At 54.7% G+C, this 13,036-nt stretch carries 17 protein-coding genes; 12 read left to right on the top strand and 5 right to left on the bottom strand.

Annotated elements, in window-relative coordinates:
- Positions 1–43: 43 nt before the first annotated feature.
- Both LB462_RS20240 and LB462_RS20235 read right to left on the bottom strand, forming a co-directional pair.
- Positions 44–391: a tRNA-binding protein gene (locus LB462_RS20240; RefSeq protein WP_224511915.1), complete on the bottom strand. Its 348-nt coding sequence runs from the start codon at positions 389–391 to the stop codon at positions 44–46.
- A 14-nt stretch (positions 392–405) separates the two neighbouring features.
- Entirely contained in the window at positions 406–906 is a 501-nt protein-coding gene (locus LB462_RS20235; RefSeq protein WP_112530758.1) for a type III secretion system chaperone family protein, read from the bottom strand.
- 471 nt (positions 907–1,377) lie between these two features.
- Between LB462_RS20235 and LB462_RS20230 the strand changes: the two genes are divergently transcribed.
- Positions 1,378–1,551, top strand: a complete 174-nt coding sequence (locus tag LB462_RS20230; protein ID WP_224511718.1) for a hypothetical protein — start codon at positions 1,378–1,380, stop codon at positions 1,549–1,551.
- Positions 1,552–1,621: 70 nt separating this feature from the next.
- Here the strand turns inward: LB462_RS20230 and LB462_RS20225 are convergent, their stop codons facing one another.
- The gene (locus tag LB462_RS20225; protein ID WP_112530680.1) at positions 1,622–1,936 is read right to left on the bottom strand and encodes an accessory factor UbiK family protein; all 315 of its coding nucleotides are present in this window, start codon (positions 1,934–1,936) and stop codon (positions 1,622–1,624) included.
- Positions 1,937–2,102: 166 nt separating this feature from the next.
- On the opposite strand from LB462_RS20225, the gene lgt reads away from it, so the two are divergent.
- The 11 genes from lgt to LB462_RS20170 all read left to right on the top strand — a co-directional run bounded on the left by lgt (position 2,103) and on the right by LB462_RS20170 (position 11,514).
- Positions 2,103–2,954 (top strand): prolipoprotein diacylglyceryl transferase, encoded by an 852-nt coding sequence (gene lgt / locus LB462_RS20220; RefSeq protein ID WP_224511716.1) that lies wholly within the window; start codon positions 2,103–2,105, stop codon positions 2,952–2,954.
- Positions 2,951–4,033 (top strand): class I SAM-dependent methyltransferase, encoded by a 1,083-nt coding sequence (locus tag LB462_RS20215; RefSeq protein WP_224511713.1) that lies wholly within the window; start codon positions 2,951–2,953, stop codon positions 4,031–4,033. The genes lgt and LB462_RS20215 overlap by 4 nt, the downstream gene beginning before the upstream one ends.
- Positions 4,034–4,096: 63 nt before the next feature.
- Positions 4,097–4,888 (top strand): peptidoglycan editing factor PgeF, encoded by a 792-nt coding sequence (gene pgeF, locus LB462_RS20210; protein WP_224511711.1) that lies wholly within the window; start codon positions 4,097–4,099, stop codon positions 4,886–4,888.
- A 4-nt stretch (positions 4,889–4,892) separates the two neighbouring features.
- Positions 4,893–6,044 carry a M24 family metallopeptidase gene (locus tag LB462_RS20205; protein WP_224511709.1) on the top strand — a complete coding sequence of 384 codons (1,152 nt, stop codon included), beginning with the start codon at positions 4,893–4,895 and terminating at the stop codon, positions 6,042–6,044.
- A gap of 62 nt (positions 6,045–6,106) precedes the next feature.
- The gene (locus LB462_RS20200) at positions 6,107–6,757 is read left to right on the top strand and encodes a hypothetical protein (protein WP_224511706.1); all 651 of its coding nucleotides are present in this window, start codon (positions 6,107–6,109) and stop codon (positions 6,755–6,757) included.
- A gap of 145 nt (positions 6,758–6,902) precedes the next feature.
- Entirely contained in the window at positions 6,903–7,835 is a 933-nt protein-coding gene (locus LB462_RS20195; protein ID WP_114430386.1) for a ribose-phosphate pyrophosphokinase, read from the top strand.
- A 219-nt stretch (positions 7,836–8,054) separates the two neighbouring features.
- Positions 8,055–8,696, top strand: a complete 642-nt coding sequence (locus LB462_RS20190; RefSeq protein ID WP_112530674.1) for a 50S ribosomal protein L25/general stress protein Ctc — start codon at positions 8,055–8,057, stop codon at positions 8,694–8,696.
- Between the two features lie 27 nt (positions 8,697–8,723).
- Entirely contained in the window at positions 8,724–9,449 is a 726-nt protein-coding gene (gene pth, locus LB462_RS20185) for an aminoacyl-tRNA hydrolase (RefSeq protein ID WP_224511704.1), read from the top strand.
- 12 nt (positions 9,450–9,461) lie between these two features.
- The gene (gene ychF, locus LB462_RS20180) at positions 9,462–10,565 is read left to right on the top strand and encodes a redox-regulated ATPase YchF (protein ID WP_224511702.1); all 1,104 of its coding nucleotides are present in this window, start codon (positions 9,462–9,464) and stop codon (positions 10,563–10,565) included.
- Between the two features lie 14 nt (positions 10,566–10,579).
- Entirely contained in the window at positions 10,580–11,047 is a 468-nt protein-coding gene (locus LB462_RS20175; RefSeq protein WP_224511693.1) for a MaoC family dehydratase, read from the top strand.
- On the top strand, positions 11,044–11,514 hold the full coding sequence (locus tag LB462_RS20170) for a MaoC family dehydratase (protein WP_224511691.1): 471 nt from the start codon (positions 11,044–11,046) through the stop codon (positions 11,512–11,514). The genes LB462_RS20175 and LB462_RS20170 overlap by 4 nt, the downstream gene beginning before the upstream one ends.
- Before the next feature lie 2 nt (positions 11,515–11,516).
- On the opposite strand, the gene LB462_RS20165 is transcribed toward LB462_RS20170, so the two are convergent.
- On the bottom strand, positions 11,517–12,062 hold the full coding sequence (locus tag LB462_RS20165) for an adenine phosphoribosyltransferase (protein ID WP_224511690.1): 546 nt from the start codon (positions 12,060–12,062) through the stop codon (positions 11,517–11,519).
- 102 nt (positions 12,063–12,164) lie between these two features.
- Complete coding sequence (locus LB462_RS20160) at positions 12,165–13,028, bottom strand: cytochrome c1 (protein WP_112530668.1); 864 nt, start codon at positions 13,026–13,028, stop codon at positions 12,165–12,167.
- Between the last annotated feature and the right edge of the window lie 8 nt (positions 13,029–13,036).

Genomic DNA, 13,036 nt, shown 5'->3' with positions numbered 1-13,036 from the left:
ACCATACCATCGCATTCTGTGCGATGGTATGGTTCTCTATTCTCTAAAAGAGCTTGCCACCGTTCGGCACGGGTTTGCTGATTGCTGCAAGGACGACCGCACCTTCTTCATCCGGAAAACCCAGCGTCAACACTTCGGACATGAACGGCCCGATTTGGCGTGGCGGGAAATTGACCACCGCAATAACCTGTCGGCCCTTGAGCTCTTCCAACATGTAGTGCTTTGTGATTTGAGCTGACGATTTCTTGATCCCGATCTCGGGACCAAAATCGATTCTCAGCTTGAATGCGGGTTTGCGCGCTTCGGGAAAGGTTTCGGCTTCAACGATAGTACCGATGCGGATATCCACTTTCTCGAAATCATCAAAGGTAATTGTAGCCACGCTGCTGATCCTGAATGATTGTCTCAGGCCGAGCCTACTGTCTCGAACAGGATGCTGTCGAGCGATTCCCGGGCCGTCGAGCCAGACCAGACAACGAACTGGAATGCCTGGAAATAGGTTTCGCAGGCGTCGAGCGCGCTGGAAAGCAGCACTTCGACCTGTTTGCTCGTGGGCTCGGCACCACCGGACAACAGCAGTGACTGACGATACATAACCGCGCCCTCCTGCCGCCAAAGATCGAAGTGGCCCATGAGCAGTTGCTCGTTGATCAGCGACAGCAAGCGCATCACTTCATTGACCCGCGGCTCGCTGATCGCAATGTCGAAGGCGCAGGCCAAATGGAGCGCCTCGAAATCTTCCATCCACGAGAAGGAAATCTGATAATCGGTCCAGCTTCCCTCTACCGTTATGGCAATCTCGTCCTCTCCAGTGCGCTCGAATGCCCACTCATTGGCATGGGCCACATGCTCGATCACATCAACTGGATGTAAATCGCGCGCAATCTCTATTTCCAGAAGGCTCATTGCCATTACCTGCTAAATCGAATCTCGTATGAAGCTGCGGGGACACAGCGAACCAACCCAGAGGACACCAAACGCTTAGACCCAATGAACAGGCAGAACGCGCCAGCCGGGCCGCGGCAACAAACCTTGTTAACCGCTACATGATCGCCGAAACGAATCATGCTGTAATTTCAGTGTATTGATGCTGAGTCCGAGCGCCAGTCCCCTTTTGGTCGAATGGTGGGAATGGATGTGGACAGAAGTTCGGAAAAAGATTCACGAGCTGCCTTTAACTGACTCTAAGACAACGATTTTCGGCGATTTCCACCTGTTGATAAGTACTTAAGATTTATTTTGGGGATAGGCACAAGGAGCATCGAAATATCGGAAACGGGCAATCTAATGCCAACCTCTTTCGGTCGGCGTTCGTCATATCTCCGATATCCACATCATCTAGATTGCCTGTACCGTGTAACGCAACAGGAGGTGGCGATGACAAGCGAGCCAAATACGAAAGTAACTGCAACTCAAAAAAATGATGATGGACGGTGGTACTATGTGATTACCATCGATCAAGAAGAGGGAAACAGAGTGGGGCCCTACGACACCCAAGAAGCCGCAATAGCTGCAGGCCAGCAAAAATTGGCGGAAAGCGGTAACGCCTAAAGCGCTGGAATTGAGACAAGACCAGCGCTTGCCCGTTGGTTACCGAACAGGCTTCCGTGCTTGTTCGGTATCAGGCCTTCTTCGTGCGACCAGAAGCCGCTGGTTTTTCAGGAGTATCGCTCGACGCTTTACCCTTCTGGCCTACAAGCGCCTCCAGCGCCTCGATGCGCGCAAGTAGTGCAGTATTTTCTGCCCTCGCCCGGATAGCCATCTCGCGCACAGCTTCAAAGTCTTCACGCTGAACGACATCCATTGTGTTGAGCAAGCGCTCGGCTTGACCGCGAAATGCGGTCTCGACTTCGCGCCGCACACCCTGAGCAGCACCCGCTGCATCGGTCACGAGCTTTGCCAGTTCGTCAAGAACGCGGTTTGATCCATTGGTCATGGCGACACCTCTCTCATTTCCCAATCAAATAATCGCCGCGTCTGGCGATTGCAAGCAAGTTGGCATTGGATCGGCGACGCACAAATGTTACCGGAGGAGAAACTTGACGCTGTTCTTGCCCTCGCGCATGGTCCCGCCAAATTGAATCGCGACTATGGAGTGCCTTGTGAGCGAAATACTTCTACCGACGTTTGCCGCGATCGCATTTCCCAATATCGATCCCGTAATATTCAACCTGGGTCCGCTATCGGTACATTGGTATGGCCTCGGTTACGTGGCGGGCATTCTATTTGCCTGGTGGTACGCTAAGAAGCTCATCAGCAAGCCTCGGCTTTGGGCAAACAATACACCACCGATGAAGCCTGCGGACCTGGACGATTTCGTCCTGTGGGCAGCGCTCGGTGTCGTTCTCGGCGGGCGCATCGGCTATATATTGTTCTATGATTTTGCCCGTTATATCGCCCATCCGCTCGACATGTTCAAAGTCTGGGAAGGCGGCATGTCGTTCCATGGTGGCATGCTCGGCACTATTCTCGCCATGGTGCTCTTTGCCCGATCACGCCGGATCAACGTCTACAGCATGCTCGATACTATTGCCGCAGGTGTGCCCGTTGGTCTCGGCCTTGTACGCTTTGCCAATTTCATCAACAGCGAATTATGGGGTCGCCCGACAGACGTACCATGGGGCATGATCTTCCCGACAGGCGGCCCGTTCGTGCGCCATCCGAGCCAGCTGTATGAGGCAGGTCTCGAGGGAATCGTATTGTTCACAGTTTTAGCTCTATTGATCTTCTATGGCCGTAAACTGAAAAGCCCACGATTTATCGGAGGAACATTCGTTGCCCTCTACGGGCTCTCGCGCATTTTCGTCGAGTTTTTCCGGGAGCCGGATGCGCAACTTGGTTACCTTTACGGCGGCTGGCTAACGATGGGGATGGTGCTTTCCGTTCCCATGGTTCTCGTGGGACTGGCATTCATCCTGTCTGCCCGCAACCCCGAGGTGGCGACCGGACGATGAATCTCGGGCAACGCATCATCAGGCAAATCGAGGCCAATGGCCCGATGAGCGTTGCTGACTATATGGCCATGTGTTTGTTCGATCGCGACGCGGGGTACTACACAACGCGCGAACCATTCGGCAAAGACGGCGATTTCATTACGGCGCCAGAGATCAGCCAGATGTTTGGCGAACTCGTCGGGGTCTGGTGTGTCAACGCTTGGCAAGCGCTTGGGTCGCCCGACGATTTCATTCTCTGCGAATTTGGGCCTGGACGCGGCACGCTCATGAAAGATCTCATTCGCACGGCCGACAAGATCGCACCGGGTTTTATCGCTGCCGCTAAAATCCATATGGTGGAAATCAGCGATCGTTTGACGCAAGTTCAGCAAAAGTCGCTAGGGAAACACGGTGGTGCCATCGTCTGGGAAAAGAACTTTGGCGATATACCGTCCGGCCCGGTGATTACCATTGCTAATGAACTTTTCGATGCCATTCCCTCACGTCAACATGTGAAGACGAAAGGGCGTTTTGTCGAACGCGTGCTTGCGCTCGATGCAGAGCAAAACCTTGTCTTTGCTGCCGGTTCCGGCTCGATTGAGGCAGCTCTGCTTCCGCCTGGTAGCGACATCGCTCCGGAAGGGAGTATTTTCGAGATTGCTCCGGCCCGCAATGCCCTCATGCAGGAAATTGCAGCGCGTATTCATCATGAGCGAGGTGCAGCGTTGTTGTTCGACTACGGACATTTGCAACCGGGCTTTGGCGATACGTTGCAAGCGCTGAGCCGCCACAACTCTGTCGATGTCCTGCATATTCCCGGCGCAGCAGACCTCACCACCCATGTGGACTTTCATGCTCTCGCGCTGGCTGCACGCAGGGAAGGTTGCAAGACCAGTGCGATGACGCAAGGCGATTTTTTGCTGGCTATGGGTTTGCTTGATCGCGCCGGAGCACTGGGCCAACACAAATCGGCGGAGGTCCAGGAACAAATTCGCCTCGACGTCGAACGGTTGGCGGGCCCGGAACAGATGGGAACGTTGTTCAAGGTGCTGTGTGTGAGCGATCCGGCAACACATGTTTTCCCATTCGAAGCGAAATAAATTCTGGCAATTGACTTCAATCGATTGCTCAACCACCATCCGCTCCCTTGAAAGGCATTCGGTATGACAACGTCAGACAAACCAGCACCGCTACGTTCCTCCTTGCTGGGATCCCCTGAAAAAGACCGAATCGCTCATGGTTTCTTTACTCGCAAAGGCGGCGTGTCGGACGGCATCTATCGCGGCCTGAATGTAGGCAGCGGTTCAAATGACGATCAGGATCGCGTCAAGGAGAATCGCAGGCGGGTGGCTGAATCGCTCGGCGCTCCCCTATCACAGCTTGTCACCGTCCATCAGATTCATTCATCCGATGTCGTCACCGTTACGACACCGCTAAACGGGGACAGACCGAAGGCCGACGCCATTGTGACCGCCACTCCCGGCATCGTCATTGGTGCTCTTTCTGCCGATTGCGGTCCTATCCTTTTTGCTGACAGCGAAGCGAAAGTAGTGGCCGCAGCGCATGCCGGCTGGCGCGGAGCCATCGACGGCATTCTCGAAAATACCGTTGACGCGATGATTGCCCTGGGCGCACGTCGCGATCGGATCCAGGCTGTTCTCGGCCCAACGATCGGTCCCGACAATTACGAAGTGGGAGGAGAGTTCTATGACCAGTTCGTTGGAACTGACCCTTCCTATCGCGCGTTTTTCCGCGACTCGGCCAATAACGGTCACAAGATGTTTGACCTATGGGCCTTTATCACAACGCGGCTTGAACGTGCCGGGGTAGAGGCCTCTGGGCTTCAACAGTGCACCTACGCTGATGAGGAGCAGTTTTTCTCCTACCGCCGGACGACCCACCGCAAGGAAGCTGACTACGGCCGGCAGATATCAGCGATTACGATCACGGAGTAAGAGTATGGCCCTCCATTTCGAACCGGAAGAATTTGCTGCGCGCCGTGACCGGCTCATGATGGTCATGGCCGAGCAGAAGCTTGATGCGGTCTTGCTGTTTGCCCAAGAAAGCATGTACTGGCTCACCGGCTACGACACCTTTGGCTTCTGTTTCTTCCAATGCCTGGTCGTCAAGGCAGATGGCAGCAATGTGTTGATGACCCGTTCCGCGGATTTGAGACAAGCGCGCCAAACGTCGAACATCGAAAATATCATAGTATGGGCAGACCGCGACAACGCCAATCCCGCAGCCGATTTGCGCGAACTTCTCAACGATCTCGATCTGCTTGGTTGCCGTATTGGTATCGAATACCAGACTCATGGACTCACCGCCGCCAACGGCCGGAAGCTTGACGAACAGCTCACAGCATTCGGGCAACTCGTCGACATTTCAGGCATTGTCGACAAATTGCGTGTGCTAAAGAGCCCTGCCGAAATCGTCTTTAGCCGCAAGGCCGCGGAGCTGAGCGACGAAGCGCTCGATGCAGCGCTAAAACTCGTGAAAGCCGGTGCAGATGAGGGCGTCATACTTGCTGCCATGCAATCGGCAATCTTTGCAGGCGGTGGCGATTATCCGGCCAACGAGTTCATCATTGGCTCGGGTGAAGATGCGCTTCTCTGCCGTTACAAGTCCGGGCGACGCAAGTTGACCAAGAACGATCAGCTGACTTTGGAATGGGCCGGCGTCTATCGCCACTACCACGCCCCCATGATGCGCACGATATTGACCGGCAAGGCATCGAAACGGCACCAAGAGCTTTATGACGCGGCACACGAAGCGCTCGAAGCTGTAGAAGCTGCGATGACGCCAGATTTCACTTTTGGCGATGTATTCGATGCGCACGCCAAGGTGATGGAGGCGCATGAATTGACCCGCCATCGTCTCAATGCCTGCGGCTATTCGGTTGGTGCCCGCTTCACACCTTCCTGGATGGACATGCCCATGTTTTATTCTGGAAATCCGGAACGTATCCAGCCGGATATGACACTGTTTGCTCACATGATCATCATGGACTCCGACAGCAATACGGCCATGACGCTTGGCCGTACCTACCTTACCACCAATGGTCAGGCGGAGCCGCTTTCCCGCCAATCTCTTGACTTGATCGTAAAATAAAACTTTTGTCTGTTTTTGCTTGCAAATGAGCACAATGGTGACTCATGACGGGGTTTGAGTAAATGAAGTCTCGCAACTCACTGACATGTGTATTCGTCGTCCTGGCCGGTATCACACTTACAGCGTGTAATAGTTCAGAGTCCCCTATTGGCGTTACCAAAGCTGATCTACCCCCAGCACAAGGAAGCCAGACAACACCACCCGCGCCGGGAGCCACCGCAATACCAGGCGCTTCAGCGGGCACAAATGCACAAGCAACGGCCACACCGGGCACCGGTCCCGCAACCTCGAACACAACCACAACGGCATCTGGGGCCACCCAGACCGGGAAGCCGAGCGCCCAGCCCACGGCAAAGTTGCGGTTTGCACCCATTGTAGGCGCACCTATCGCTGCGGCTACGCCACTATCGCAACGTCTGTCGGCACTTGCCAAGGAAAAAGGCATCACGCTCGGCACAGCCGGCGACACCGACAACACGCACATCATGAAGGGCTACTTTTCTGCTCTCCCCGATGGCAACCAGACGACGATCATCTACGTATGGGATGTACTTGATCCAGCCGGCACACGTCTGCACCGGATACAGGGTCAAGAAAAGGTACCTGGAGGAGGAACTGACCCGTGGAGCACCGTCCCCCCGAAGGTTATGGAAGGCATCGCTGACAAGGCTATCCAAGGTTATATGACATGGGTATCAGGCACCAAGACGTGACATATTTACACGTTTAAGGCGATATTCTCGCTGAATTGTGTATGAATCTAGCGTGCCCGCTTGCAATGTGCGTCAGGGGCAGTAAAAGGCCCGCCATACCCTTTACTTTGGCTGCGCTCTGAAAAAGACGTGGAGAAAATACGGCATGAAACTCTTCGCGGGCAATTCCAATCGGGTTCTTGCCGAATCTGTCGCCAAATATCTCAATATCCCTCTTGGCAAGGCCAGCGTCCGCCGTTTCGCCGACCAAGAGATTTTCGTCGAGATTCAGGAGAACGTTCGCGGCGAAGACGTCTTTGTCATGCAGTCGACTTCTTTTCCGGCAAACGACCATTTGATGGAATTGCTGATCATGATCGATGCGTTCCGCCGTTCGTCGGCAAAACGTATCACAGCCGTTCTTCCGTATTTCGGCTATGCCCGTCAGGATCGTAAGCCTGGCCCACGCACGCCGATTTCCGCAAAACTAGTGGCAAATCTGATCACCGAAGCAGGTGCAAATCGCGTCCTCACACTTGATCTGCACGCTGGCCAGATTCAAGGCTTCTTCGATATCCCCACCGACAATCTCTATGCTGTTCCGGTCTTTGCCCGCGATGTCCGCGCACATTACGGCAAGTCGAACGTCATGGTCGTTTCCCCTGACGTTGGCGGTGTTGTACGCGCCCGGTCTCTGGCAAAACGCATCGATGCACAGCTCGCCATCGTCGATAAGCGACGTGATCGTCCCGGCGAGTCCGAAGTCATGAATGTCATTGGTGATGTGCGCGGCAAGGATTGCCTGTTGTTCGACGATATTGTCGATTCTGGCGGCACGCTATGCAACGCGGCCGAAGCGCTTCTTGCAAAGGGCGCGACCAGCGTTACCGCCTATATCACGCACGGCGTACTATCTGGCGGGGCCGCCGCCCGTATCGCCAGTTCGAAGCTCAAGGAATTAGTCATTACCGATTCCATTCAGCCAACCCCTGCCATTGAAGCTGCACCCAATATTCGAGTGCTGTCGATTTCCGATCTGATCGGCGAAGCCGTCTCGCGAACGGCCTCGGAAGAGTCCGTTTCCAGCCTTTTCGATTAATCTTCCGGAACTGTCTGCCCTTCAGCAAGCAACAAACTTGCACATCTGTCGCCTTTCCGTTATAGAGCCGCCATCCGCGTAGACACCCTTGGAGGCAACGCGGAATGGAGCGGTCATTTCATCCGGTTTCGGATGAGCGTGCGACCGCTTCATGTTTTTTGAACAGCCATCCACTGGCCTCGAAAAACACTCCAGATTTGAACCTCGAAAGGAAATGCCATGAGCGAAGCATACGAGCTCAAGGCCGAGGCGCGCGAACGGGTTGGTAAGGGGTCCTCCCGGGAAATTCGCCGCAACGGTAAAGTGCCGGCTGTCATCTATGGTGACAAGCAGGCGCCAGTTTCGATTACCCTCGACTACAAGACGCTGTACTACAAGATTCACGGCGGCGGTTTCAAGACGACGATTGCCAACATCCTTCTGGATGGCAAGTCGATTCAGGTCCTTCCCAAGGACTTCCAGCTTGATCCAGTCAGTGACAAGCCAGTACACGTCGACTTCCTGCGCGTATCGGCCAAGTCCATGGTGAACGTGCATGTGCCGATCCACTTCCTCCACGAGGAAGCTTCGCCTGGCATCAAGCGCGGTGGCGTACTCAACATCGTTCGTCACGATATTGAACTTCATGCCCCGGCCAACGCTATTCCAGATGCGATTGAAATCGACCTCACTGGCACGCAGATCGGCGACTCGATCCATATTTCTGCTGTTACCCTGCCTAAGGGTGTGACATCGGTTATTCATGATCGCGACTTCACTATCGCGACGATTGCAGCTCCGGCTGTTCTCGCCGCTGAGGAAGAAACGACTGAAGCCGCACCAGCGGAAACCACTGAAACGGCGGAAAAAGAAGGCGAGTAATCGTCTTGTTTATTGGGAGCTAGGCACGTGCTGCTTATCGCAGGTCTTGGCAATCCGGGCTTCCAATATGCTGCCAATCGGCATAACATTGGTTTTATGGCGGCGGATGAAATACACCGCCGCCATAGTTTTTCTCCTTGGACCAAGAAGTTTCAGGCGCTGATCGCCGATGGTACCATCGAAGGCGAAAAGACTATCCTGATCAAACCCCAGACATTCATGAATTTGTCCGGCCAAGCCGTTGGCGAAGCGATGCGTTTCTACAAACTGGCTTTAAGCGATCTCGTCGTCATCTATGACGAGCTTGATCTGACCGCCGGTAAGGTACGTGTGAAGACCGGTGGCGGCTCAGGTGGTCACAACGGCATCAAATCCATTGATGCACACTGTGGCAAGGATTATCGCCGCGTGCGCCTCGGTATTGGTCATCCCGGCGTTAAAGAAATGGTTAGCAATCATGTACTCGGCAACTTTGCCAAAGCGGACAGTGAATGGGTCGAACCATTGCTCGACGCGATTGCAACGAATGCAGGGCTACTCGCCAAAAAGGACGACGCTGGTTTTATGAACCGCGTTTCTCTGGCTCTCGGCGGAGGGAGCAAAATTGAGCGGGAAACTGGGGAAAAGCCGGTTGCAAAATCCGTCGGCCAAAGTCATATCCGGCAAGCTCGCCAGCAAAAGCCTGCTGTGAACATTCCAAAATCTGGCCCCATGGCGGATATGCTGAACAAGCTCTTCGGCAAGAAAGAATAAGGATAGCGAATTATGGGTTTCAAATGCGGCATTGTTGGTCTGCCTAATGTCGGCAAGTCGACGCTTTTCAACGCGCTGACCAAGACAGCAGCTGCCCAGGCTGCAAACTATCCGTTCTGCACGATCGAGCCCAACACGGGCGAAGTTGCAGTACCCGATCCGCGCCTGCAGGCAATCGCCAAAATCGGCAAATCGGCAAATATCGTACCGACTCGCATCAGCTTCGTTGACATTGCTGGCCTCGTGCGTGGTGCGTCGAAGGGCGAAGGTCTTGGTAACCAGTTCTTGGCCAATATTCGCGAAGTCGACGCAATCGTCCATGTGCTGCGCTGTTTCGAGGACGACGACATCACCCACGTTGAGGGACGGATCGACCCTGTGTCCGATGCCGAGACGGTTGAGACAGAGCTGATGCTTTCGGACCTCGAAAGCCTTGAGCGTCGTATCGTTCAGTTCCGCAAACGAGCGAGCAGCAAGGACAAGGAGGCACTGACCGTTCTGCCGGTAATGGAGCAGGCGCTGGCGCTCTTGCAGGAAGGCCAGCCGGTTCGTTTTATGTTGAACGGTATTGCCTCAGAAGATTTGGTTATTCTACAAGGACTGAATCTCCTGACATCAAAGCCGGTACTCTATGTCTGCAATGTTGGCGAAGAAGATGCAGCCACAGGCAATGAGTATACCGAAGCCGTCGAGGAGATGGCGACGGGCCAAGGCGCTGAAACGGTTACTATTTCTGCCGCCATAGAAGCGGAAGTGGCGCAATTGCCGGAGGAGGAAGCGAAGGAATATCTGGACGCCATGAACCTTGATGAGCCTGGCCTCGACCGTCTCATACAGGCCGGATACAAACTCCTTCACCTCATCACCTATTTCACCGTCGGGCCGAAGGAAGCCCGTGCATGGACGGTTCACCGCGGCTCGAAAGCACCACAGGCGGCCGGTGTCATCCATACGGATTTCGAACGGGGCTTCATTCGCGCCCAGACGATCGCCTATAGTGATTTTGTATCCCTTGGGGGCGAGGTCCCGGCAAAGGAAGCCGGCAAGGCGCGCGATGAGGGCAAGGAATATATCGTGCAAGACGGCGATATCATGCTGTTCAGGTTCAATACATAAACTTCAGGTAGAACATGAGCGAATACTCTCCCCGATACGCCTATGAGGACTTCACGATTGGCAGCGAATGGCCACTCGGATCGAAAATCGTAACGGCAGAGGAAATTATCGACTTCGCCAGCCAGTTCGACCCGCAGCCTTTTCACCTCGATGAGGCGGCGGGCAAGGCGAGTATCCTGGGGGGCCTGGCTGCGTCCGGCTGGCATACCGTCTCGATGTTCATGCGCATGCTGTGCGACGCATATCTTCTCGATTCCACGTCACAGGGCGCTCCAGGAATTGACTATGTGAAGTGGACGCAGCCGGTTCTTGCTGGCGACACACTCACTGGAAGGACTACCATTCTCGACCGGCGCGTATCGAATTCGAAACCCTCTCTAGGCTTCGTCAAGCTGCATCATTCGGTCTTCAACCAGGATGGTCTGGTTGTTTGCGAGCTGGAACATACCGCAATGTTCTCTCTAAGGGGGTCGGCCAAATGAACAGGATAGAACAGTTGGCAGGCGTCGAACGCGACCTTGGGGAATATACATTCGAAGCGGACGAAATCATTGCATTCGCGACCAAGTATGATCCCCAGCGTTTCCACATTGATCTGGAAGCTGCCAAGAAAAGCAACTTTGGCGCACTCTGCGCTTCCGGTTGGCATACTACCGCCGTTTGGATGCGGTTGAATGTCGAGGACATCATGAGCGAGGTTAAATCGGCAATCGCGCGCGGCGAACAGCCCCCACAATTCGGCCCCTCACCTGGCTTTGAAAATCTTAAATGGCTGAAGCCGGTCTATGCCGGAGACACGATCCGCTTCACACGAACAATCAACAGTATTCGCGCTCTGAAATCGCGTCCCGGCTGGTCGATGATGCAGATGTCGTCCGCCGCCTATAACCAGGCGGGCGATAAAGTACTCGAATTCGACAGCGCTGCGCTCATAGCCCTGCCTGAATAGCTTCAGTGCCCTTCGAAGGCGATCAATGTCCTGACGTTGACGCCAAGCGCTTCGAGCTTCCTGCGCCCCCCGAGATCCGGCAAATCGATGATGAAACAAGCGCTAACAATATCAGCGCCCATTTGCTGCAATAGCTTCACGGCAGCTTCAGCAGTACCGCCGGTGGCAATAAGATCATCAACGAGTATGACCTTATCACCCGGCACGATCGCGTCGCGATGCATCTCCATCTCATCGACCCCATATTCGAGGCTATAGGCGATACGTACTGTGTCGTGCGGCAGCTTACCCTTTTTACGAATCGGCACGAAGCCGGAAGAAAGTTGGTGTGCCATGGCGCCGCCGATAATGAAGCCTCGCGCCTCGATGCCAGCCACCTGGTCGACCTTGCCACCCGCGTAGGGATGGACGAGTTCATCCACAGCTCGCCGGAAGGCACGCGCATTGCCAAGTAATGTGGTGATATCGCGGAACATCACCCCCGGCTTCGGATAGTCAGGAATGTTGCGGATGGCCTCGACCAGCGTCTGCTTCAGGGTTGGATCCATAGTGTATTCCTCGCGCTGTCCGCAGTGTGCAGGCAATCTACCGCCTTGCACTCAAAAGAAAAGGGCGCAGCGCGCCCTTTCAGAATCCGTTATCTTCATCGTTCAATGTTCAACGTCGGCCCAAATCCTGCGTTTCGCCACATAGACCAAGCCTGCGAAGAGAACGAGGAAGACCATGACGCGGAAACCGGTCTTCTTGCGCTCTTCAAGATGCGGTTCTGCAGCCCACATCAAGAACGCAGAAATATCCTGCGAGTACTGAGACAGCGTCTGCGGCGAACCGTCATCATAAGTCACCTGGCCGTCCTGCAGCGGGGGCGCCATTGCAAGTGACTTTGCGGAAATGAAGTATGGGTTGTAATGCGTGCCTTCCGGGATTTGCATACCCTCCGGCGGCGTTTCGCCAAACCCGGTAAGCAGCGCATGGATATAATCCGGGCCACCTTCCTGATACTGAGTGGCGATATCGAATACGAAGCGCGGGAAGCCGCGTTCCACCGCACGCGCCTTGGCAATCAGCGAGAAATCGGGTGGTGCAGCACCATTATTGGCTGCGGCGGCAGCCTGCGCATTTGGAAACGGCGACGGGAAGTAATCGGACGGCAATGCCTTGCGGGTGAACATCTCACCTTCAGCATTAGGGCCATCCTGCACTTCGTATTCTGCGGCGAACGCCTTTACCTGTGCTTCCGTATAGCCCAGTTCTTCTAGCGAGCGGAATGCAACCAGGTGCATGGAATGGCAAGCTGAACACACTTCCTTGTAGATTTTCAGACCGCGCTGCAGCTGCTGCTTGTCATAGTGACCAAACGGACCGGCGAAGGACCAGTTTACCTCGGCTGGCTCCTTGATCGGAAAGTGCGTTGGCTCAGCAGCATTGTGGGCTTCTTCGGCGGCATTGGCGGTACCGAATGCAAGCATGGTACCAAGACCGGCAGCTGCAAGACCGAGGAGGATTTTTTTCATGTTTGAGC

The organism is Phyllobacterium chamaecytisi, assembly GCF_020164455.1.
In the GTDB taxonomy this organism is placed as follows: domain Bacteria; phylum Pseudomonadota; class Alphaproteobacteria; order Rhizobiales; family Rhizobiaceae; genus Phyllobacterium; species Phyllobacterium chamaecytisi.
Note: the sequence above shows the minus strand (reverse complement) of the source record. Positions and strands in the feature narration are given on the sequence as shown.